We start from the raw sequence: 20,993 nt of genomic DNA, 5'->3' as shown, positions 1-20,993 counted from the left end.
TGGAAGGCGCGACCTACTACTACTTCGGCATCCCGAAGAATCCGGTCAACGAGTGGCTCGTGGCCAACCATTACAAGCAGTTCAAGACGCCGCCCGACTTCTTCACCGCCGGCGGCATGAGCGCCGGAATCGCCATCGTCGAGGCGCTCAAGAAGACGGCCGGGGACGCGGGGACCAACAAACTCATCAAGGCCATGGAGGGCATGAGCTTCGAGACGCCCAAGGGTCGCATGACCTTCCGCGCCGAGGACCATCAGGCGATGCAGTCGATGTATCACTTCAAGATCAAGGTCGACCCCGCCTTCGCCTGGGGCGTGCCCGAGCTGGTGCGCGAGATCAAGCCCGAAGAGATGAGCATCCCGATCCGCAACAAGCGTTGAAGCGCTGATGCCTTGATGCCTTGATGCCTTGATGCATCGCTCCGTGCGATGCGCTGAGCCGGTCAATCGCTGCCGCCCGCGACTTGTCGCGATCCGGTCGCCAACCTCGTGGCGATGGGTCGCGGCGCGGCCGGCGACCCGTGCCCTCTCTGGAGTTCTGCTTCGCATGCTCGAGACCCGCGACCTCACCATCCGCTTCGGCGGCCACACCGCCGTCGATCGCGTCAGCTGTTCGTTCCATCCGGGCACGCTGACGGCGATCGTCGGGCCCAACGGCGCCGGCAAGACGACCTACTTCAACCTGATCTCCGGCCAGCTCGGCGCCAGCGGGGGCCAGGTCTTGCTCGACGGCGAGGACCTGACCCGCATGGCTACGCCGCTGCGCACGCGGCGGGGGCTGGGGCGCGCCTTCCAGCTGACGCAGCTGTTCCCGACGCTGAGCGTGCTCGAGAACGTGCGGCTCGCGGTGCAGTCGCGGCGCGGCGAGGGCCTGCGCATGCTGTCCGTGTGGCTGCAGCATCGCGAACTGATGGAGGAGGCGCGCGCCATCGTCGAACGCGTGCGGCTGGGACATCGCGCGGACGCGCCGGCCGCCAGCCTGCCGCACGGCGATCAGCGCAAGCTCGAGGTGGCGATGCTGATGGCGCTCAAGCCCAAGGTCTATCTCTTCGATGAGCCGACCGCGGGCATGAGCGTCGACGAGGTGCCGGTGATCCTGGATCTGATCCGCGACCTCAAGGCCGAGGCGCGCCACACCATCCTGCTGGTTGAGCACAAGATGGACGTGGTGCGGGAACTGGCCGATCGCATCGTCGTGCTGCACCACGGGCAGCTCGTCGCCGACGGGAATCCGGCCGAGGTCATCGCCTCGCCCGTGGTGCAGAACGCGTATCTGGGCTTGGCCCTGCCGGAGGCCGCATGAGCGCTTCCCACATCGACTCCACAGCGGCCTCGGCCTCGCTCGGGGCCACGACCTCGATGACCACGGGCCGCGCGCTGCTTCAGCTCGACGGCGTGCACACGCACATCGGGGCGTATCACATCCTTCACGGGGTGGACCTGGTCGTGCCCGAGGGCGAGCTGACCATGCTGCTGGGCCGCAACGGCGCCGGCAAGACGACGACGCTGCGCACGATCATGGGTCTGTGGCGCGCCGGCGCCGGGCAGGTGCGATTCGACGGCAAGCCCGTTCACACCCTGCCCACGCCCGAGATCGCGCGTCTGGACATCGCCTACGTGCCGGAGAACATGGGCATCTTCGGCGACCTGACGGTGCGCGAGAACCTGCTGCTGGCGGCGCGCCGCGCGCGATCGATCGACGATCTGGACACGACCCGGCTGGAATGGCTGTTCGGGCTGTTCCCGGCGCTGCGCAAGTTCTGGCTGTATCCGGCCGGCAAGCTCAGCGGCGGGCAGAAGCAGATGCTCGCGATCGCCCGCGCCATGGTCGAGCCGCGCCGCCTGCTGCTGATCGACGAGCCGACCAAGGGCCTGGCGCCCGTGATCATCCGCAATCTGATCGAGGCGCTGCAGGAGATCAAGCGCGGCCGCGACGGCGCGCGGACCACGGTGCTGCTGGTCGAGCAGAGCTTCATGGTGGCCAAGGCGCTGGGCGACGGCGTTGCGGTGATGGACGACGGCCGCGTCGTGCATGCCGGCCGCATGGCCGAGCTGGCCGAGGACGAATCGCTGCAGCAGCGCTTGCTGGGACTCTCGCTGGCGGCGCATCAATGAACAAGACAGGCATGACCGCAACGATGTCAACGACCCCGTCGACCCCGTCGACCCCGTCGATCTCCTCCGATCCCGTGCCGAAGACGCGCTTCGACTTCATCCCGCTGCTGCTCATCGCCGCTGTCACGCTGCTGGCGCTGCCGCTGGTGGGCTCGGCGACGAGCTGGGCCACGCTGACGCTCGCCGGCCTGGCCATGGGCCTGATCATCTTCGTCATCGCCTCCGGCCTGACCCTGGTCTTCGGCCTGATGGACGTGCTGAACTTCGGCCACGGCGTGTTCATCGCGCTGGGCGCCTTCGTCGCGACCACGGTGATGGGCGCGATGGGCGGCTTCGTCGCCAGCCCCTCGCTGGCCGCCAACCTGGCGGCGGTCGGCGTCGCGGCGCTGACCGGCATGGTGGCCGCCGCCGCGCTGGGCCTGGTCTTCGAGCGCGTGCTGGTGCGGCCCGTCTACGGGATGCACCTCAAGCAGATCCTCATCACCATGGGAGGGATGATCATCGGCGAGGAGCTGATCAAGCTGGTCTGGGGCGCGCAGATGATCCCGCTGCAGCCGCCCGAGTCGCTGCGCGGCGCGCTGTTGATCGGGGACGTCGCGATCGAGAAGTTCCGGCTGCTGGCGGTGTTCGTGGGGCTGGCGGTCTTCGTCGCGCTGCTGTGGCTGCTGAACCGGACCAAGCTGGGCCTGCTGATCCGCGCCGGGGTGCAGGACCGCGAGATGGTCGAGAGCCTGGGCTATCGCATCCGCCGGCTCTTCGTGTCGGTGTTCGTCGCCGGCTCCGCGCTGGCGGGCCTGGGCGGCGTGCTGTGGGGGCTCTATCAGCAGAGCGTGATTCCGCAGATCGGCGCGCAGGTCAACACGCTGCTGTTCATCGTCATCATCATCGGCGGCCTGGGCTCGACGCTGGGCTGTTTCGCGGGCGCGCTGCTGGTCGGGTTGATGGCCAACTACTGCGGCTTCATCGCGCCCAAGGCGGCGCTGTTCTCCAACATCGCGCTGATGGTGGCCGTGCTGCTGTGGCGGCCGCAAGGCCTCTATCCGGTGAGCCAGCGCTGAGGACCTGCACATGAACGCGCTCCGCTCCCTCCTGTCCCACGACCTGCCGCGCAGCCGCCTGCTGGCCGCGTTGCTGATCCTCACCGTCCTCGCGCTGGCGCTGACGCCCTTCCTCTTCCCCGGCACGCGCGCGCTCAACGTGGCGGCCAAGATCCTCGTGTTCATCGTGCTCGTGGGCAGCTACGACCTGCTGCTGGGCTACACCGGCATCGTCAGCTTCGCCCACACCATGTTCTTCGGCATCGGTGCCTACGGCGTCGCGATCGCGAGCTCGCGCATGGAGCCCGGCTTCGCCGCGCTGGCCGTCGGCGTGGGCGGCGCGCTGGTGCTGTCGCTGCTGCTGGCGCTGGTGATCGGGCTGTTCTCGCTCCGCGTGAAGGCGATCTTCTTCGCGATGATCACGCTGGCGGTGGCCTCGGCCTTCCAAGGGCTCGCTTCGCAGCTGTCGGACTTCACCGGCGGCGAGGACGGCCTGAACTTCCGCCTGCCCGAGCTCCTGTCCCCGTCCACCGAATTCCTCGAGGAACCCTTGCTCGGTGTCAGCGTCGACGGCCGGCTGCTGAGCTACTACCTGCTCTTGGTCGTGACCGTGCTGCTGGTGCTGGCGCTGCTGCGCATCGTCAACTCGCCTTTCGGCCGCGTGCTGCAAGCCATCCGCGACAACGACTTCCGCGCCGAGGCCATCGGCTATCGCCTCGTCACCTACCGGACCCTGTCCACGCTGCTGGCCGCGGTCTTCGCGACGCTGGCCGGCGCGCTGCTGGCGATCTGGCTGCGCTACAACGGGCCGGACACCTCGCTGTCCTTCGAGATCATGCTGGACATCCTGCTGATCGTCGTGATCGGCGGCATGGGGACGATCTACGGCGCGGTCATCGGCAGCGCGCTGTTCGTGCTGGCGCAGAGCTATCTGCAGGACCTGATGCGCGTCGGCGCCACGGCCGTGGACGGCGTGCCGGTGCTGTCGCAGCTGATCGCGCCGGAGCGCTGGCTGCTGTGGCTGGGTGTGTTGTTCGTGCTGGCCGTCTACCACTTCCCGAACGGATTGGTCGGGCGTCTGCGGCAGCGGAGGAGGGGATCTTGAAGTCGACGTCGAACTACCTGCGCTGCGAAGGGCGCGAGCTCCATTACATGGCCTGGGGCGACCCGGCCGCTGAGCCGGTGATCGCCTGGCACGGCCTGGCCCGCACCGGGCGCGACATGGACGAGCTGGCGGCGCATCTGTCGCAGTCGGGCCGCTACTTCGTGATCTGCCCGGACACGATCGGGCGGGGGCTGTCGCAATGGAGTCCGGATCCGGACGCCGAGTACTGCCTGCCCTTCTACGTGAAGCTGGCGACGGCGCTGGTCGATCAGCTGGGGTTGCCCTCCTTCCATTGGGTGGGCACCTCGATGGGGGGCGCGATCGGCTTGCTGGCGGCGGCGACGACGCTGCGGCAACGCATCCGGCGGCTGGTGCTGAATGACATCGGGCCCGAGCTGGCCGAGCCGGCGGTGCAGCGCATCCGCAGCTATGCCGGCAGCCCGGCGGCCTTCGACACGGTGAGCGAGCTGGAGCAGTACTTCCGCCAGATCTACGAGCCCTACGGCTGGATCAGCGATGCGCAATGGCGGCGGTTGACGGAGAGCTCGGTGCGGCGGCTGCCGGACGGGCGGGTGACGCCGCATTACGACCCGGCGATGGTGCGGCAGTTCTTCGTCCATCCGGACGATTACAAGCGCTGGACCGAGTGGGACTCGCTGAGCCTGCCGGTGCTGTGCCTGCGCGGCGAGACCTCCGATCTGCTGCTGCCGGAGACGGCCGAGCAGATGCGGGTGCGGGGGCCGCGCGCGGTGGTGGTCACCATCCCCGGTTGCGGCCATGCGCCGGCGCTGAACGTGCCGGCGCATTTCGCGGTGGTGGAACGGTTCCTCGAAGGCGGGTGAGCGCGCATCAGCGCTTGATGAGCCAGCCGAGGACGCCGCCGAACACGGCGGTCAGGGTGGAGGTGGCCCATCGTCGATCCTCCTCCAGCACGCAAGAACTGCTGAGCAGCCACAGGCTGAAGCCGACGATGACGGCCAGAAGCACGGCACTGAAGAAGAACAGGGTGAGGTCCTTGATCCGGCGCACTCGACCATCCGCCGGCTCCTCCGGCGGTGTCAGCGACATGGCGAGCTGTGGAAAGGGCGGGACAGGTTTCGACATGCTCATACTTCCGTGAACTCTGCCTTCAGAGCTGCCCGCTGGTCGGCGGCAATGATGCCGACGGCATCGCCATTGCGGGCCGCCTTGCGGATCGTCAGGTACAGGTGCAGCGCCCGGTCCAGCAACATGGCGAAGCTGATCTCCTCGACCTCGGACACGCGGGCGAGTTCGCGATGCAGGGAGTTCTCGATTTCAAGCTGATAGCGGTAGGACATGTGGAGCTTCCTTCGGACTGCCGCCCGGACATCGGGCGCGATCGCAAAGTGAAGCATGCGTCCCCGGCAGATGCCAATTCGGCGATGGGGGATCTCGCGAAGGTCTGCGCTAGATCAAGGCGCGGACGCCACAGTCCCATTGGGGGAGGGCCTTCCACCAGGGAGCGAGACGTCGTACGGAGGGCGATCGGCGCGGCCGATCGAGGATCAGTCGTTGAGCTGCGGCAGATCCAGCCAGCGCGCCAGCCGGCGGCGCAGCGTCAGGAAGTCCAGCGGCTTGGTCAGGTGCTCGTCCATCCCCGCCTTGAGGCTGTCCGCGACGTCGCTGTCCAACGCGTGCGCCGTCAACGCCAGGATGGGGAAACGCGGTAGCCGTCCCTGCGCCTGCTGCTCACGCAGGCGGCGCGCGCATTCCAGGCCGTCCATGCCCGGCATCTGGATGTCCATCAGCACCAGGCTGGGCGCGGCCCGCTCGCACAGGTCCAGCGCTTCCTGACCGTTGCGGGCCAGTTGCGTCTTCAGCCCCATCAGCGCCAGGAACTCCAGCGCCACTACCTGATTGATCGGGTTGTCCTCGACCAGCAGCACGAAGGATTCGCCCGGTGCCGGACGCTGACCCGACACCGTCTGGTCCTGGGCGGCCGCCGCCGACGAGGATTTCGCGGACGCGTCCGACGTCATCAGGACCAGTGAGGTCTCGGTGTTTCGATGGCCGTCGTTTCTGTCCATGTCGCTTGTCGTCCCGCGCCGGGTCCGGCTACGGGTATTCCCTGATAAGAGTCGCGCGGGCGGTGACCCGGTGTTGCACCTTGGCGACGGGGTCCATTGTTGCCGCAGGCTCGCAAGACTAGCAAGTGTGCGGAAGTCATCGCTCCGTGGCCTTGACAAGAGGTAGCGAAGCCCCCACCGAACGGTCAGCGCCTTGCATTTTCTTACCACTATGTCCCGCCCTTCATCGCTTCGACGGGACCGAAAGCGCCTCCGATGGACGCGGCAACGGTCTTGTCCGCTCCTGCCAGTCCGTGACGGCGCGGCTCCCTAGAATGACCGCCCACTGCCTTTTTTGAGCCTCCGAGCCTGACACCCACATGTCCGACGCCGATATCCGCATCCGGGGCGCCCGCCAGCACAACCTCAAGAACCTCGACCTGGACTTGCGCACCGGCGAGCTGACGGTGGTGACCGGGCCCAGCGGCTCGGGCAAGTCCAGCCTGGTCTTCGACACGCTCTATGCCGAGGGCCAGCGCCGCTACGTGGAGACCTTCTCCGCCTACGCGCGCCAGTTCCTGGACCGCATGGACCGGCCGGCGGTCGACAAGGTCGAGGGCGTGCCGCCCGCGATCGCCATCGACCAGACCAACCCGGTCCGCACCAGCCGCTCCACCGTCGGCACGATGACGGAGCTCAACGACCACCTGAAGCTGCTCTTCGCGCGCGGCGCGGCACTGTTCGATCGCGACACCGCGCTCTCCGTCCGGCACGACACGCCGCAGACCATCCATGCCGAGCTATTGGAGCGGACCCAGGACGGCGACCCGCGCCTGGTGCTGACCTTCCCGGTCGAGATGCCCGAATCGGTGAGCGCCGGCGAGGTCGAGCAATGGCTGTCCGCCTCCGGCTTCACTCGCGTGCAGTCGGAGCGCGTCGTCGGCGGCCGCAAGGTGCTGGACGTGGTCGCCGACCGCTTCCGCATGCAAGGCGTCGAGCAGGCCCGTGCGATGGAGGCGATCGAGCTGGCGCTCAAGCGCGGCAGCGGCCGCATGACGGTCTACGTCCTCAGCGCGGAGGAGGGCGTCGAGCCGGCGCTCTGGCGCTACTCCACCGGTCTGCATTGCCCGGAGAGCGACATCCGCTACGCCGATCCGCAACCGGCGCTGTTCTCGTTCAACTCGGCCATGGGGGCCTGCGAGACCTGTCGCGGCTTCGGCCGCGTGATCGGCGTGGACCTGGGTCTGGTGATCCCCGACGAGCGCAAGACCCTGCGCACCGGCGCCATCAAGCCCATGCAGACGCCGGCCTGGAAGGAGTGTCAGGACGACCTGCTGAAGTACGCCGGCGACGCGGGCATTCCGCGCGACACCGCCTGGAATCAGATGACGCAGGCGCAGCGCGACTGGGTCATCGAGGGCAGCCCCAACTGGAACGGCAACTGGAACAAGCAGTGGTACGGGGTGCGGCGCTTCTTCGATTACCTGGAGAGCAAGGCCTACAAGATGCACATCCGGGTGCTGCTGTCCAAGTACCGCAGCTACACCGAGTGCCCGTCCTGCCGTGGCGCGCGGCTCAAGACCGAGGCGCTGCTGTGGCGCATCGGCTCCAAGCCGCTGGCCGACGCCGCGCTGCCCGCAGCGCAGCGCTTCCTGCCTGAAGGCGTGAAGTGGAGCCGCGCGCAGCTCGAGGCGCTGCCCGGCCTGTCCGTGCACGACCTGATGCAGCTGCCCATCCATCGGCTGCGCCGCTTCATGGATGAACTGCAGCTGCCGGGCTCCATGCTGGACGAGGCGCTGAAGCTGCTGCTGGACGAGATCCGCAACCGGCTGAAGTACCTCTGCGACGTGGGCATCGGCTACCTGACGCTGGACCGCCAGAGCCGCACGCTCTCCGGCGGCGAGGTGCAGCGCATCAACCTGACGACGGCGCTGGGGACCTCGCTGGTCAACACGCTGTTCGTGCTGGACGAGCCCAGCATCGGCCTGCATCCGCGCGACATGAATCGCATCGTCCAGGCCATGCAGCGCCTGCGCGACGCGGGCAACACGCTGGTGGTCGTCGAGCACGACCCCGCCGTGATGCTGGCCGCGGACCGCCTCATCGACATGGGCCCCGGCCCGGGCCAGCAGGGCGGCCAGATCGTCTTCGACGGCACGCCCGAGCAGATCCGCGCGGCGGACACGTTGACCGGTGCGTACCTGGGCGCGCGCAAGCATGTGGGCATGGGCCTGAAGCGCGTCGTCGAGGAGAGCACGCCGCGCCTGATCCTGGAGGGCGCGCGCGAGCACAACCTCAAGAACGTCAGCGTCGAGTTCCCGCTGCAGCGCATGGTCGCGGTGACCGGGGTGTCGGGCTCGGGCAAGAGCACGCTGATGCAAGACGTGCTCTATCCGGCGCTGGCGCGCTGGTTCGGCCAGGCCACCGAGGCGCCCGGCGCGCATGACCGGCTGCTGGGGGCGGACTGGCTGGCCGACGCGGTCTTCGTCGACCAGTCGCCGATCGGCAAGACGGCGCGTTCCAACCCGGCCAGCTACGTCGGCGTCTTCGACGAGATCCGCAAGCGCTTCGCCGAGGCGCCGCTGGCCAAGGAGCGCAGCTACGGCGCCGGCATGTTCAGCTTCAACGCGGGCGACGGCCGCTGCCCGACCTGCGGCGGCTCGGGCTTCGAGCACGTCGAGATGCAGTTCCTGTCCGACGTCTACCTGCGCTGCCCGGATTGCGACGGCAAGCGCTTCCGGGCCGAGATCCTCGAGGTCAAGCTCGAGCGCGCCGGCCGTCAGCTGAGCGTCTCCGACGTGCTGGAGCTGACGGTGGCCGAGGCCATCGGCGTTTTCGGCGCCGATCGCGAGGTCCTCAACAAGCTGCAGCCGCTGTCCGATGTCGGCCTGGACTACCTGACCCTGGGCCAGCCGGTGCCGACGCTGTCGGGCGGCGAGGCGCAACGGCTCAAACTGGCCGGCTATCTGGCCGAGGCGGCCTCCAAGCCGCGCCAGGCGACGGCGACCAAAGGCACGCTGTTCCTCTTCGACGAGCCGACGACGGGCCTGCACTTCGACGACATCGCCAAGCTGATGCGCGCGATGCGCAAGCTGCTGTCGGCGGGCCATTCGCTGATCCTGATCGAGCACAACCTGGACGTGATCCGCGCGGCCGACTGGGTCATCGACCTGGGCCCCGAGGGCGGCGAGGACGGCGGTCTGGTCGTGGCGACCGGCACGCCGGAGCAGCTCAAGGAGCATCCGACCTCGCACACCGCGCAGGCGCTGCGCGACTACGCCGACGAGATGGACCGCGCACCGGTCAAGGTCGCCGAGGGCAAGCCGCTGCAATCGCTGCTGCGTCGTCCGCGCGCCACCGATGAGGCCATCCGCATCGTCAACGCGCGCGAGCACAACCTCAAGTCGGTCGACGTCAGCATCCCGCGCGGCAAGTTCAACGTGGTGACCGGGGTGTCGGGCTCGGGCAAGAGCACGCTGGCCTTCGACATCCTGTTCAACGAAGGACAGCGCCGCTATCTGGAATCGCTGAACGCCTATGCGCGTTCGATCGTCCAGCCGGCGGGCCGGCCCGAGGTCGACGCGGTGTGGGGCATCCCGCCCACGGTGGCCATCGAGCAGCGCCTGTCGCGCGGCGGCCGCAAGAGCACGGTCGCGACGACCACCGAGGTCTGGCACTTCCTGCGCCTGCTCTACGTCAAGCTGGGCGTGCAGCACTGCGCCCATGACGGCACGCCGGTAAAGCCGCAGAGCATCGAGGCCATCGCCGCGCAGCTGCTGCGCGACTACAAGGGCCGGCACATCGGGCTGCTGGCGCCGCTGGTGGTCAACCGCAAGGGCGTCTACACCGATCTGGCGAAGTGGGCCAAGCAGCGCGGCCACACGCATCTGCGCGTGGACGGCGAGTTCCTGCCCACCAGCCCCTGGCCGCGCCTGGACCGCTTCAAGGAGCACAGCATCGAGCTGCCGGTGGGCGACATGGTCGTCATGCCGGAGGCCGAGGCCGAGCTGCGCGAGCTGCTGGCCAAGGCGCTGGATCACGGCAAGGGCGTGGTGCATGTGCTGGCGCCGCTGGAAGGGCTGCACGAGGCGCTGCGTCACGGCCAGCCCACGCGCGGCATCGGCTCGCTGCGGGTGTTCTCGACCAAGCGCGCCTGCCCGCAGTGCGGGACCAGCTATCCCGAACTCGATCCGCGGCTGTTCAGCTACAACTCCAAGCACGGCTGGTGCGGCACCTGCGTGGGCACCGGCCTGGCGCTGACGCGCGAGCAGCGCAAGGCGCTGGACGACAGCCAGCAGGACAAGGACAACCGAGGCCGTGAGCAGAGCTTCCCCGCCGAGGAAGCCGAGATCGAAGACCTGAGCGACGCGCCCTGCCCGGATTGCCATGGCTCGCGCCTGAATCCGGTGGCGCGCGCGGTGACCTTCGAGCAGGAGACCATCGCCGCTGTCGCGTCGTGGAGCGTGACCGAGGCCCGCGAGTGGATCGCCGGTCTGGCGCTGACCGGCCGTGACGCCGAGATCGCGCGCGACGTGGTCAGCGAGATCCGCGGCCGGCTGGAGTTCCTCGAGGAAGTGGGGCTGGGCTATCTGACGCTGGACCGCGCGGCGCCGACGCTCTCGGGCGGCGAGGCGCAGCGCATCCGTCTGGCGGCGCAGTTGGGCAGCAATCTGCAGGGCGTCTGCTACGTGCTGGACGAACCCACCATCGGCCTGCATCCGCGCGACAACCAGATCCTGCTCAAGGCGCTCTCGACGCTGGGCGACAAGGGCAACACCCTGGTCGTCGTCGAGCACGACGAGGACACGATCCGCCGCGCCGATCACATCATCGACATCGGCCCGAGCGCGGGCAAGCGCGGCGGCCGCGTGATCGCGGAAGGCACGGCCAAGGAGATCGCGAAGCATCCGGACTCGCTGACGGGGCGCTTCCTCTCCCGGCCGCTGGTGCATCCGCTGCAGCCGCGCCGAGAGATGCTGGCCGACGCGCCCAAGCTGACGGTGCGCGACGCGACGTTGCACAACCTGCGCGGCGTCACGGTAGACGTGCCCTTGCATCGTCTCGTGGCGATCACGGGGGTGTCGGGCTCGGGCAAGTCGACGCTGGCGCGCGACGTGCTGCTGGCCAACATGGCCGCCGCGGTGCCGCTGCGCCGCGCGCCCTCGAAATGGCTCGGCTGCGACGCCATCGAGGGCCATCAGCAGGTGGACCGGGTGCTGGAGGTCGACCAGACGCCGATCGGCAAGACGCCGCGCAGCTGCCCGGCGACCTACATCGGTTTCTGGGACGCGATCCGCAAGCTCTTCGCCGAGACGCTGGAAGCCAAGGCGCGCGGTTACGCGCCGGGCCGCTTCAGTTTCAACACCGGCGAAGGCCGCTGCCCCGGCTGCGAGGGTCAGGGCATGCGCACCATCGCCATGAGCTTCCTGCCCGATGTGAAAGTGCTCTGCGACCAGTGCCACGGGCAGCGCTTCAATCCGGAGACGCTGGCGGTGAGCTGGCGCGGCAAGAGCATCGGCGAGGTGCTGCAGATGGAGGTCGACGAGGCGGTGGAGTTCTTCGCCGCAATGACCTCGATCGCCCATCCGCTCAAGCTGCTGCAGGACGTGGGTCTGGGCTATCTGACGCTGGGGCAGCCGAGTCCGACGCTGTCCGGCGGCGAGGCGCAACGGATCAAGCTGGTGTCGGAGCTGGTCAAGGTGCGCGACGACGTTACGCGCCGCGGCCAGAAGCCGCCGCACACGCTGTACGTGCTGGACGAGCCGACCGTGGGCCTGCACATGGCCGATGTCGAGAAGCTGATCCGCGTGCTGCACCGGCTGGTCGACGGCGGCCACAGCGTGGTCGTCATCGAACACGACCTCGATGTCATCGCCGAGGCGGACTGGGTGCTGGATCTGGGACCGGAAGGCGGCTCGGCTGGTGGGCGCGTGGTCGCGCAAGGACGGCCGGAATCGCTGGTGGAGCTGGGCACGCACACCGGGCGGGCGCTGGCGCCGGTGCTGGCGCGGCGCTGAGTTCGAGACGTCGCGCCTGACGCGCGGCGTCCTCGGAGCCTCGAAAGCTCAAAAGCAATCGGCCTCGAAAGAGGCCGATTTCATTGGGGCTTGCGGCGCCGCGCTCAATGCGGCTTGCGCCGCTGCCGCCGCTCGAATTCCTCGCCGTGATAGACGTTGCCGTCCCAGGTGCCGGAGCGGTTCTTGGCGCGCGCGATCGCGTCGAGCGCCGCATCGTGGGCGGCGCGGCGTCGGTCGCGGGAGTTGAAGCGGCCGCGCAGGCCGAATGAAAAGCCGCTGCCGCGTCGACGCTGCACCCAGGCGCGCCAGGCCGCCTGATGGCGGTAGGGCAGGGCCATGTCGATGGCCAGCAGGATGCAGACCAGCAGACCCAGGGCGGCGATGGCTTTGACGAACATACGTCGGCGTCGTGAATCACGCCTAGCTGGCGTGCAAGCCGCCGACTATACGCGAGCCCGCACAGCGCCGCCGGGCTCAGTCGCGATGATGGTGATGGCCACGATCACCCCGGTCGCCACCCCGGTGGTCGCCACGGTCGCCCCGGCGGTCATCCCAGTCGCGGCGATGGTTGTCCCAGCCGCGGCGGTCGTCGCGGTGGTCATGCCAGTCCCGACGGCCTTCCCAATAGTCGCGGCGCGGTTCCCAGCGCGGCGGCGGGGGCGGCGCGTAGACCGGGTGCACCGACGGGCGGCCGTAGTAGACCGGCGCGTAGGTGCGGGCGTACCAGTCCTCGCGGACGAAATAGACCTGCCGGCCGCAGGCGCCGTAATAGCCGCAGTGGCGCGCCCAGTTGCGGTAATGGCCGGGCGGCACGCGCAGGTACATGGGCGGCGCCGGCGCATAGACCCGCTCGATCATCATCGGCTCGGCATAGATGACGGGCGGCCGGACGTTGCCCACGTCGATGCGTCCGTAAAAGCCCGGCTGGCCGACGCTGATGGACACGCCCACGTCGCCGGCGAAGGCGGACGGCGCCGCCAGCGCGGCCAGACTCAGCGCCGCGGCGCCCAGGAGTCGTTGGATCATTTGCTTCATACGGAGCCCTTCGTCGTTGGGTGCCGGGAGTCATGGCCCCGCGCCGTCCTCCGTGCCGGAGGTCATGGCGGCGGGTCGGTTCCCGGCCCGGCCTAGGGAAAGTATGGAGGTTTAACGCGCGCTTGACGGATCCGGTGGACGTGTCAGCCGTAAGCGTTTGTTGGGCGGATCTCTAAAATCCCGCGTCCCCGCCGCACCCCGCGGGGCGTGGAGCAACGATTTGAAGCAATGGATCCTGACTTCCCTGGCGCTGGCGACCCTGGCGACCGGGCTTGGCACGAGCGAAGGCTCGCTCGCGCAGACCGCGGCCGCGCCGGCCAAGAGCGTGCCGGTCGCCGTCGCGAACCGTCCGCTGACGCTGGAACAGCTGTTCCGCGCCGAGCCCTATCGGGGCGAGTCCGCCAAGGACATCAAGTTCAGCGCCAATGGCCGCTACCTGGCCTACCTGTGGAATCCCTTCGGCGAGCCCGGCAGCGACCTGTACGTGCATGACACGCAGACCGGCCGCACCGTCCGTCTGAGCTCCCCGACGCTGATGGCCATCGTCGAGACGCCGGAGAACCTGGACCGCTACGCCAAGAAGCTGCAGCAAAAGCGCAGCGAGCAGGCCGAGCGCCAGGCCAAGGAGGAGGCTCAGGCCGCCTACCTGCGCGGCGAGACCGTGGATCTGGAGCAGTGGGAACGCAAGGCGCTGGCCGAGCTCAAGGTCGAGCTGGCCGAGCGCAAGGCCCGCGAGGATGCCCGCAAGGCCGCCGAGAAGGCCGCCTGGGGCGCGGACGCCGCGTCCGCCGCCGCACCGGCCGCGCCCGCCTCCGGGGCCTCCGCGCCCGAAGCGAAGAAGCCGGCCAAGGATCCCAAGGACATGGCGCTGTGGGAGCTGCGCGACGAACTGAAGAAGAAGCTCGCCAAGGACAAGCTCAAGCCGCAGGACCTGTACCCGGGCGTGTCGCAGTTCGTGTGGGCCTCCAAGGGCGACGAGCTGGTGTTCAGCTACCGCGGCCAGCTGCTGCGCTGGAAGGCCGGCGCCGAGCGCGCCGAGCCGCTGCTGGCCACGGGCCGCACGCTCAAGCCGGTCGGCTACACGCCGGACGACCAGTCGCTGATCGTCCAGGACGAGACCCGCGTCCTGCGCGTGCGCCTGGCCACGGCCGGCATCGAGGTCATCAACCGCGAGCTCTTCAATCCGGACGACGAGGACCGCAAGTTCAGCATCGCCCAGACCACGCTGAGCGAGGACGGCCGCTGGATGGCGCTGGCCGCCAACGCGCCGCTGGTGGGCGCCGACGGCAAGCCGCTGCCCAAGCCGGGCCGGCAGGTCGAGATCATGAATTACAGCGAGCGCTTCGCCACCGCGAAGAAGGTCCCGCGCGAGGTCTCCGACGACAAGCGCGGCCAGGAGTCGCTGGCGATCTACATCCGCAAGGTGCCCGCGCCCGGCACGGCGCCCGAGCGCCAGCCCGCGCCGGTGTTCACGCATCCGGGCGGCGACGCCTGGTTCGAGATCTCGCCGGTCGTGTGGGCCCGTGACGGCAGCTACTACGCCTTCACCACCTTCGAGCGCGAGAAGGACCTGTACCGCGCCTACCTGGGCAAGCCGGGCGACGCCAAGCCGGACATGGTGCTGGAGCGCCGCGCGCCCATCCACCACGAGCTGGTCAACGTGATGACGCCCAGCTTCACGCCCGACGGCAAGCAGCTGGTGCTGATCCTGGCGGACAACGGCTGGCGCCAGCCTTATGCGATGAGCCTGACGGCCGGCGCGGACCGCTCGGTCACGCCGCTGGTCAAGGGTGACTTCGAGGCCTTCCAGGTGCTGGGCTTCACGCAGGACGCCAAGTCGATGTTCGTGGTCTCCAACAAGGACGACCTGGCCGCGATGAACGTCTGGCGTGTCGAACTCAAGGACGGCGCAATGACGGCGCTGGGCCGCTCGCCGGATTACCACCGCGCCGCGGCGGTGTCGCGCAACGGCCAGTGGGCCGCGGCGGTCGCCGGCAACTGGGGCGAGCGTCCGGAGCTCAAGCTGCTCAAGGGCCAACCGGCCAAGGCCGGCGCCGAAGCGGGCAAGACGCTGACGCAGAGCAACGACCCCGCCTGGGCGATGGTCGACGTGTTGCGTCCGGAGCGCTTCAGCTTCAAGAACCGCCATGGCGACATGATCCCGGCCTACGTGTTCAAGCCGCTGGGCTGGGCCCCGTCGGATCAGCGCGCGGCCATCGTCTACACCTACGGCGGTCCGCTGAACGATCGCCATTCGGTGGAGACGGACAGCTTCCAGCCCACCGGCTATCTGTTCGGCATGTACATGGCCGCCAAGCACGGCTACGTCACGGTGACGGTGGACCCGCGCGGCCACTCGAACTACGGTGAGAAGTTCGCTGATGCCAACTGGGAGAAGCCGGGCGCGCCGCAGACCGAGGACCTGGAAGACCTGGTGGTCTACATGAAGGCCAACCTGGGCGTGGACGCCTCGCGCATCGGCCTGAACGGCTGGAGCTTCGGCGGCTTCCAGACGCAGTACACGATGTACACGAAGCCGGACCTGTTCGCGGCCGGCATCGCGGGCGCGGGTCCGACGGAATGGGAGAACTACAACAGCTGGTACTCGGGCCGCACGATCGGCAAGGTCGACCGGAGCAAGCCGGTGCTGCGCAAGTACTCGCTGCTGCCGCTGGCCAAGAACCTGAAGAAGCCGCTGCTGCTGGTGCACGGCATGCAGGATCCCAACGTGCTGTACCAGGACACGGTCAACGTGTATCGGGCGCTGCTGGAGTCGGGCAAGGAAGGGCTGGTCGAGCTCTTCCTGGATCCGGACGGCGAGCACGGCCTGGGCGGCGCGGTGAAGGCCGTCGGCTGGCATCGCAAGTACGAGGCCTTCTGGCTGGCCCATCTGGGTCCGGCGCAGCGCAAGCCCTGACCCCGGCGTCCTCGGACCCCACATCAACAGCCCGCGTGCGTTCAGCCGCGGGCTGTTGTCATTGGGTTCGAGCTCAGCGCGGGAGCGGGTGTTCCTCAAGCAGGCGCAGCAGCATCGGCCGGGTGTACTTCTCGACGGGGTCGACGTCCGGCGCGTCCTCGGGGCGGCGGTACTCGCCGCTGTCGAAGGCCAGGTAGACCTCGTAGGTGAGGTCGGGCATGTCCAGGTAATTGCTGGGGAAGTCGGACGCGCACAAGGTACTGAATACGCTGTTCATGATGAAGTCGCCGCGCTCGAAGGGCAGGGCGCCGTCGATGAAGGCGCGGGCGACGTGCAGCGACAGTTGGTCCAGCAACTCCGAGGTACCGCAGGAGGCCTGCTCGGCAAGGGCGAGCAGGTCCGGAACCGGGACTTCCTGCTGAAGGGCGATATCGATGAGGCGTTGCAACGGGGCGGCATTCATGGGCGCGTGAGTGAGCGAACACCCGGCGCAATCCGCCGCTACTGCCTTGCCTTGCCGCTCGCCGCGGCCGGCCGCCCGTATCAGGGCGCCTGAACCACCGTCTTCACCAACCGGCCCACCGTCGGAGCGGGACGCGGCGTGCCGTCGGCATGCGCGCCGCCGGTACCGTACTGGCCGTTGAGCAGCTTGAGCTGTGCCTCATTCAGCACCGAGCCCTTGGCCAGTTCCGCGAATCCGCCGGCCGGGAAGGGCTTGAGCGCGAGCTTCCACGGACGCGCGAGCTGCCGGTCCTCGGCCGTCAACGCACGAAAGCTCTCCTCGACCTGCGCCAGCGACGGTCGCCGCGCTTGCAGCGCCTGCCCGTCCTTGGCCGCATAGACCAGCGCGTAGACCGAACCCTTTGAACTGGTCACCAGCGTGAGCTCGGCATTGCCGCGCTGCCCCTGCGCATTGCGGCGCACGCCGCTGAAGTGCGTGGCCTTCAGCCCGTTGAGGGTCTTGGCATCGGTGCGGCCCTGCTCGGCGCCCCAGCGCCGCAGGATCTCGTCGTGGGACGTGCCTGCGTTGGGCGGCACCTGCTGCAGGATCAGCGCCGCGTCGCGCTGCGGCGCGAGCACCGTCAGCGCCTCGCTGCCGTTCTGCAGCGACCAGCCTGCCGGCGCGGTCAGCGCGATGTCCAGCATCGGATGCAGAAAGCGCTGCCCGCGCACCAGCCCTTGAGACGGACTGTCGCCGAAGCCCATGCCCTCGATCGCCTTGAGGAAGGCGGCGCGGTTCTCGTCGACCGGCTTGTCGCCGGTCAGCATCGCGGCCTCGTCGCGGATGCGCTGCAGCCGCTGCTCGTTGCTCGGGTGCGAGGCCAGCCAGTTGTTGCCGCCGCCCACCGGACGCCCCTGCGCGCGCGCCTGGTCGTTCGCGTACTGCTCCTGGTCCTTCAGCACCTGGATGACGTCGACCATGTGGCGCGGGTCGTAATGGTTGCGGGACAGGTATTCGGCCCCGAGCTGGTCGGCCTGCAGTTCCTGATCGCGGCTGTAGGAGGCGATGTAGCCCGCCGCCGCGTTCTGCGAGATCTGCCCCGCCAGATCGGTCGCGCCGCCCACGCCGCGCGACTCCAGCACCGCGCCCAACACCGTCGCCGCCAGCACGCCGAAGCCGGCGTTCTGCTGACGCGTCGCGCGCTGCGCGCCATGGCGCGCGGTCACATGGCCGATCTCATGGCCCATCACGCCGGCCAGGTCCGCCTCGTTCTCCATGTAGGCCAGGATGCCGCGGGTGACGTAGACGTAGCCGCCCGGCAGCGCGAAGGCGTTGACCTCCGGGCTGTCCAGCACGGTGAAATGCCACTCCAGTTCCGCCCGATGCGACTGCGCCGCCAGCTTGTTGCCCAGCGCGCTGACGTAGGCCTGCAGGCGCGGATCGTCGACCGGCGTGTACTCCTTGAGCACGTCCTGATGCGCCTTGCGACCGATGTCGACCTCCTGCTGCAGGCTCATCGCGCTGCGCTCGGTTCGGCCGGTCACCGGATTGACGACGTTGGTGCCGCAGCCGGCCACCAGCAGGGACGCCGCGAGCGCGGCCAGCATGAACTTGCGCGTCATCGCGGCGGAACTCCGTTTGGTCGGTAGGCGGATCGGATGGCTGAGTCGGACACCCGTGTGGCGCGGGGTCCGGCGATCGGGCTCAGTCGGCCTTCGAGCGCAAGGTCCAGAGCGTGAGCACGCCCTCGGGGACCTCGCGGCTGAGCGCGTCGCGCCAGTGCAGGTCGGTGAGCTTTTCCTGGTCCTCGGCGCTGAGCTGCGACTCGTCGCCGCCCAGCAGCGCGATCGGGGCCAGCGCGGCCGCGCTCTTGACGTGCTCGAACAGCGGGCACCACGCGTCCGCGTCCTGATCGACGCCGATCATGAAGCCGGTGCACCAGTCCTCGGCGTCGACCAGCTGCTGCTCGCCGTCCTCGGCGACGCTGAAGATCGGCTCCCACTCGTCCTGCTTGGAGGTCCACTGCACCGACAGGCTGTGCACATGGCGCAGCAGCAACAGCGCGACCTTCTTGCGCTGCTTGCCGCTGGGAAAGGGGTCGCCGCCGCCCCAGACCGGGCTCATCCATTCCTCGCCGGACTTGTCGGCCAGCGAGAGCGGGCTCAACAGCTGCGCGCTGAGATAGCCGTCCAGCACCTCGATGTTCATCGCGGCGTCGCTGTCCAGCTCGGACAGCAGGTCGTCCAGGTCCGACAGCTCGTCGTCGGTGAGCGGGTGGTAGAGGGCCTTGTCGGGCTGGTACTGCGGGAGGTCCATGTCGTTTCCTGGAAATGCGTCGAGCGGGGCGTCGGGCGATGTGTCAGGCCGTCGGCGGTCGATCGGGTGTTCTGCGAAATGCGGGCCGGGCTCAGCCGTGGCGGCCGTGACGGCTCTTGGGCTTGCGGCCGTCCATGTCGGTCAGCTGAGCCTTGAGCAGCGCCATCAGCACGCGGGCGTTGGCCTCGGTCATGACGAGCAGCGTGCTGGGCTCGATGCCTTCGACCGGCTCGCGCTCCCTGACCAGGGCGTCCAGCTTGAAAGTCATCAGGCCGCTGGTGCTCGAATTCGAGGCGGCCTTGATCTTCTGGACTTCGATGTGATGCGTCTTCATGGGGCGTCATTCTCGGCGATGACGCAGGCGCTGGATACCGGTCACGACAGCCACGACGACCGCCCCCGCCAGGATGCCCACGACCGCGTCGGCCAGCACCTGCACCAGCGTCTGCATCCAGCCGCTCACGCCCAGGGCCTGGACCAGGCCCTCGATCGCGTGATGCAGGAAGGCCGCCCCGTGCGTCAGGATGCCGCCGCCGACCAGGAACATCGCCGCCGTGCCCGCCACCGACAGCGCCTTCATCAGCCACGGGGCCAGCCACAGCAGGCCGCGGCCGAAGGCCTGCTGCCACTGGGCTGCGCGGCGGCTCAGCCAGAGGCCCGCGTCGTCGATCTTCACGATGCCGGCGACCAGGCCGTACACGCCGATGGTCATCAGGATCGCGATGCCGGCCAGCACCATCAGCCGCGTGGTGAAGGGAGCGTCGGCCACGGTGCCCAGGGTGATGGCGATGATCTCGGCCGACAAGATGAAGTCCGTCCGGATGGCGCCCTTGATCTTGTCGCGCTCCAGCGCCGCCAGGTCCACCGTCGGATCCTGCATCGCGCGATGCAGGGCCTGCTCATGGGCGTCCGCGGCGGCGCCATCGGCGTCTCCGGCGTGCAGCCATTTGTGGGCGAGCTTCTCCACGCCCTCGAAGCAGAGATACGCGCCGCCCACCATCAGCAGCGGCGTCACCAGCCAGGGCGCCCAGGCGCTGATCGCCAGCGCGGCCGGGACCAGGATGGCCTTGTTCAGCATCGAGCCCTTGAACACCCCCCACACGACCGGCAGTTCGCGCTCGGCGCGGACGCCGGTGACCTGCTGCGCGTTGAGCGCCAGGTCGTCACCGAGCACCCCCGTGGTCTTCTTGGCGGCCATCTTGGAGAGCAAGGCCACGTCGTCCAGGACGGTGGTGATGTCGTCGAGCAATGCGAGCAGGCTGGAGGCCATGGCGTGAGGATCCCGTTCCCTGAATGTGGGTGTTGTGCGAAACCCGTCTTTGTACCTGAAGGCGCGCGCATCCCGCCCTGATCTGCGGCAGGGGATTGGCGGCGATGGCACACTCCGGCGCATGAAACGCCGCACCGCCTCCTTCCTGATCGCCGCCGCGCTGTCCGCGGTGTCCCTGCAACCCGCGTTCGCCGCAGGCGAGGCCGGCCCGTACGACGAGCAGGCCGACGCCCGTGCCGACATCAACAACGCCGTCGCCCGCGCCTCGCGCGAGGGCAAGCAGGTGCTGGTGGTGTACGGCGCCAACTGGTGCAAGGACTGTCTGGCGTTGAGCAAGGGCTTCGGCCAGGGCCATCTGGCCACGGAAGTCGATCGCCGCTTCGTGACGGTCAAGGTCAACGTGGGCCGCTTCGACAAGAACGTCGACGTCGCCAACCAGATGGGCGTGACGCTGAAGAAGGGCATCCCGACGGTGGCGGTGCTGGGCGGCGACGGCCAAGTGCTGGGCACGACCAAGGGCGGCGAACTGGCCGACGCGCGCAACATGGGCGAGGACGCGGTCCTGCACGTGTTGGGCACGATGGGCAAGAGCTGATCGGCCTTACCGCGTTCTCTCCCTCAGGGCCTTCGGGCCCTTTTCTTTTGCCCAGGCAGAGGTCCGGTCGGTGGGTCCAGGCCTTGCTGTTGACACCTGACCCTCGATAGCGTGGAGG

The 20,993-nt window shown here is 68.8% G+C and carries 19 protein-coding genes; 9 read left to right on the top strand and 10 right to left on the bottom strand.

What is annotated here, in order from left to right; translation table 11 throughout:
- The 6 genes from ABDW59_RS17775 to ABDW59_RS17750 form a co-directional block, all read left to right on the top strand.
- Positions 1 to 380, top strand: a 380-nt coding sequence (locus ABDW59_RS17775; RefSeq protein WP_343631475.1) for an ABC transporter substrate-binding protein, incomplete at its 5' end; no start/stop codon positions are given.
- Between the two features lie 166 nt (positions 381 to 546).
- The gene (locus tag ABDW59_RS17770) at positions 547 to 1,302 is read left to right on the top strand and encodes an ABC transporter ATP-binding protein (protein ID WP_343631473.1); all 756 of its coding nucleotides are present in this window, start codon (positions 547 to 549) and stop codon (positions 1,300 to 1,302) included.
- Positions 1,303 to 1,358: 56 nt separating this feature from the next.
- Positions 1,359 to 2,114: an ABC transporter ATP-binding protein gene (locus ABDW59_RS17765; RefSeq protein WP_343631482.1), complete on the top strand. Its 756-nt coding sequence runs from the start codon at positions 1,359 to 1,361 to the stop codon at positions 2,112 to 2,114.
- A 23-nt stretch (positions 2,115 to 2,137) separates the two neighbouring features.
- Complete coding sequence (locus ABDW59_RS17760; protein ID WP_343631480.1) at positions 2,138 to 3,172, top strand: branched-chain amino acid ABC transporter permease; 1,035 nt, start codon at positions 2,138 to 2,140, stop codon at positions 3,170 to 3,172.
- 10 nt (positions 3,173 to 3,182) lie between these two features.
- The gene (locus ABDW59_RS17755) at positions 3,183 to 4,256 is read left to right on the top strand and encodes a branched-chain amino acid ABC transporter permease (RefSeq protein ID WP_343631471.1); all 1,074 of its coding nucleotides are present in this window, start codon (positions 3,183 to 3,185) and stop codon (positions 4,254 to 4,256) included.
- Positions 4,253 to 5,098: an alpha/beta hydrolase gene (locus ABDW59_RS17750; RefSeq protein WP_343631469.1), complete on the top strand. Its 846-nt coding sequence runs from the start codon at positions 4,253 to 4,255 to the stop codon at positions 5,096 to 5,098. The genes ABDW59_RS17755 and ABDW59_RS17750 overlap by 4 nt, the downstream gene beginning before the upstream one ends.
- Positions 5,099 to 5,105: 7 nt before the next feature.
- On the opposite strand, the gene ABDW59_RS17745 is transcribed toward ABDW59_RS17750, so the two are convergent.
- From ABDW59_RS17745 to ABDW59_RS17735, 3 genes are all read right to left on the bottom strand, one after another.
- On the bottom strand, positions 5,106 to 5,360 hold the full coding sequence (locus tag ABDW59_RS17745; RefSeq protein WP_343631467.1) for a hypothetical protein: 255 nt from the start codon (positions 5,358 to 5,360) through the stop codon (positions 5,106 to 5,108).
- Positions 5,361 to 5,362: 2 nt separating this feature from the next.
- Positions 5,363 to 5,575, bottom strand: a complete 213-nt coding sequence (locus tag ABDW59_RS17740; protein ID WP_343631465.1) for a hypothetical protein — start codon at positions 5,573 to 5,575, stop codon at positions 5,363 to 5,365.
- A 207-nt stretch (positions 5,576 to 5,782) separates the two neighbouring features.
- Positions 5,783 to 6,304 (bottom strand): response regulator, encoded by a 522-nt coding sequence (locus ABDW59_RS17735; RefSeq protein ID WP_343631463.1) that lies wholly within the window; start codon positions 6,302 to 6,304, stop codon positions 5,783 to 5,785.
- 359 nt (positions 6,305 to 6,663) lie between these two features.
- On the opposite strand from ABDW59_RS17735, the gene uvrA reads away from it, so the two are divergent.
- A complete protein-coding gene (uvrA, locus tag ABDW59_RS17730; RefSeq protein ID WP_343631461.1) occupies positions 6,664 to 12,300 on the top strand; it encodes an excinuclease ABC subunit UvrA in 5,637 nt (1,878 codons plus the stop codon).
- 104 nt (positions 12,301 to 12,404) lie between these two features.
- On the opposite strand, the gene ABDW59_RS17725 is transcribed toward uvrA, so the two are convergent.
- Both ABDW59_RS17725 and ABDW59_RS17720 read right to left on the bottom strand, forming a co-directional pair.
- On the bottom strand, positions 12,405 to 12,698 hold the full coding sequence (locus tag ABDW59_RS17725) for a hypothetical protein (RefSeq protein WP_343631459.1): 294 nt from the start codon (positions 12,696 to 12,698) through the stop codon (positions 12,405 to 12,407).
- 76 nt (positions 12,699 to 12,774) lie between these two features.
- A complete protein-coding gene (locus ABDW59_RS17720) occupies positions 12,775 to 13,326 on the bottom strand; it encodes a hypothetical protein (protein ID WP_343631457.1) in 552 nt (183 codons plus the stop codon).
- A 229-nt stretch (positions 13,327 to 13,555) separates the two neighbouring features.
- Here ABDW59_RS17720 and ABDW59_RS17715 point away from each other — a divergent pair, with 229 nt between their 5' ends.
- A complete protein-coding gene (locus tag ABDW59_RS17715) occupies positions 13,556 to 16,252 on the top strand; it encodes a prolyl oligopeptidase family serine peptidase (RefSeq protein WP_343631455.1) in 2,697 nt (898 codons plus the stop codon).
- Positions 16,253 to 16,325: 73 nt separating this feature from the next.
- On the opposite strand, the gene ABDW59_RS17710 is transcribed toward ABDW59_RS17715, so the two are convergent.
- The 5 genes from ABDW59_RS17710 to ABDW59_RS17690 all read right to left on the bottom strand — a co-directional run bounded on the left by ABDW59_RS17710 (position 16,326) and on the right by ABDW59_RS17690 (position 20,280).
- On the bottom strand, positions 16,326 to 16,715 hold the full coding sequence (locus ABDW59_RS17710; RefSeq protein WP_343631453.1) for a hypothetical protein: 390 nt from the start codon (positions 16,713 to 16,715) through the stop codon (positions 16,326 to 16,328).
- A gap of 80 nt (positions 16,716 to 16,795) precedes the next feature.
- Complete coding sequence (locus ABDW59_RS17705; RefSeq protein ID WP_343631451.1) at positions 16,796 to 18,316, bottom strand: M48 family metalloprotease; 1,521 nt, start codon at positions 18,314 to 18,316, stop codon at positions 16,796 to 16,798.
- 82 nt (positions 18,317 to 18,398) lie between these two features.
- Entirely contained in the window at positions 18,399 to 19,010 is a 612-nt protein-coding gene (locus tag ABDW59_RS17700) for a UPF0149 family protein (RefSeq protein WP_343631449.1), read from the bottom strand.
- Between the two features lie 91 nt (positions 19,011 to 19,101).
- The gene (locus tag ABDW59_RS17695; RefSeq protein ID WP_343631447.1) at positions 19,102 to 19,344 is read right to left on the bottom strand and encodes a hypothetical protein; all 243 of its coding nucleotides are present in this window, start codon (positions 19,342 to 19,344) and stop codon (positions 19,102 to 19,104) included.
- Positions 19,345 to 19,350: 6 nt separating this feature from the next.
- The gene (locus ABDW59_RS17690) at positions 19,351 to 20,280 is read right to left on the bottom strand and encodes a DUF808 domain-containing protein (protein ID WP_343631445.1); all 930 of its coding nucleotides are present in this window, start codon (positions 20,278 to 20,280) and stop codon (positions 19,351 to 19,353) included.
- A gap of 121 nt (positions 20,281 to 20,401) precedes the next feature.
- On the opposite strand from ABDW59_RS17690, the gene ABDW59_RS17685 reads away from it, so the two are divergent.
- Positions 20,402 to 20,875 carry a thioredoxin family protein gene (locus ABDW59_RS17685; protein ID WP_343631443.1) on the top strand — a complete coding sequence of 158 codons (474 nt, stop codon included), beginning with the start codon at positions 20,402 to 20,404 and terminating at the stop codon, positions 20,873 to 20,875.
- The last annotated feature ends 118 nt before the right edge of the window (positions 20,876 to 20,993 follow it).

This window comes from Roseateles sp., from assembly GCF_039595295.1.
Taxonomy (GTDB): Bacteria; Pseudomonadota; Gammaproteobacteria; order Burkholderiales; family Burkholderiaceae_C; genus Roseateles.
The sequence above is the reverse complement of the archived record's forward strand: the minus strand, read 5'-3'. Positions and strand labels throughout refer to the sequence as shown.

What these genes read in the sequence shown, in the direction of transcription:
- ABDW59_RS17770 (WP_343631473.1), top strand. Translation starts at nt 547, where the DNA reads ATGCTCGAGACCCGCGACCTCACCATCCGCTTCGGCGGCCACACCGCC.
- ABDW59_RS17765 (WP_343631482.1), top strand. Translation starts at nt 1,359, where the DNA reads ATGACCACGGGCCGCGCGCTGCTTCAGCTCGACGGCGTGCACACGCAC.
- ABDW59_RS17760 (WP_343631480.1), top strand. Translation starts at nt 2,138, where the DNA reads ATGTCAACGACCCCGTCGACCCCGTCGACCCCGTCGATCTCCTCCGAT.
- ABDW59_RS17755 (WP_343631471.1), top strand. Translation starts at nt 3,183, where the DNA reads ATGAACGCGCTCCGCTCCCTCCTGTCCCACGACCTGCCGCGCAGCCGC.
- ABDW59_RS17745 (WP_343631467.1), bottom strand. Translation starts at nt 5,360, where the DNA reads ATGTCGAAACCTGTCCCGCCCTTTCCACAGCTCGCCATGTCGCTGACA.
- ABDW59_RS17740 (WP_343631465.1), bottom strand. Translation starts at nt 5,575, where the DNA reads ATGTCCTACCGCTATCAGCTTGAAATCGAGAACTCCCTGCATCGCGAA.
- ABDW59_RS17735 (WP_343631463.1), bottom strand. Translation starts at nt 6,304, where the DNA reads ATGGACAGAAACGACGGCCATCGAAACACCGAGACCTCACTGGTCCTG.
- uvrA (WP_343631461.1), top strand. Translation starts at nt 6,664, where the DNA reads ATGTCCGACGCCGATATCCGCATCCGGGGCGCCCGCCAGCACAACCTC.
- ABDW59_RS17725 (WP_343631459.1), bottom strand. Translation starts at nt 12,698, where the DNA reads ATGTTCGTCAAAGCCATCGCCGCCCTGGGTCTGCTGGTCTGCATCCTG.
- ABDW59_RS17720 (WP_343631457.1), bottom strand. Translation starts at nt 13,326, where the DNA reads ATGATCCAACGACTCCTGGGCGCCGCGGCGCTGAGTCTGGCCGCGCTG.
- ABDW59_RS17710 (WP_343631453.1), bottom strand. Translation starts at nt 16,715, where the DNA reads ATGAATGCCGCCCCGTTGCAACGCCTCATCGATATCGCCCTTCAGCAG.
- ABDW59_RS17705 (WP_343631451.1), bottom strand. Translation starts at nt 18,316, where the DNA reads ATGACGCGCAAGTTCATGCTGGCCGCGCTCGCGGCGTCCCTGCTGGTG.
- ABDW59_RS17700 (WP_343631449.1), bottom strand. Translation starts at nt 19,010, where the DNA reads ATGGACCTCCCGCAGTACCAGCCCGACAAGGCCCTCTACCACCCGCTC.
- ABDW59_RS17695 (WP_343631447.1), bottom strand. Translation starts at nt 19,344, where the DNA reads ATGAAGACGCATCACATCGAAGTCCAGAAGATCAAGGCCGCCTCGAAT.
- ABDW59_RS17690 (WP_343631445.1), bottom strand. Translation starts at nt 20,280, where the DNA reads ATGGCCTCCAGCCTGCTCGCATTGCTCGACGACATCACCACCGTCCTG.
- ABDW59_RS17685 (WP_343631443.1), top strand. Translation starts at nt 20,402, where the DNA reads ATGAAACGCCGCACCGCCTCCTTCCTGATCGCCGCCGCGCTGTCCGCG.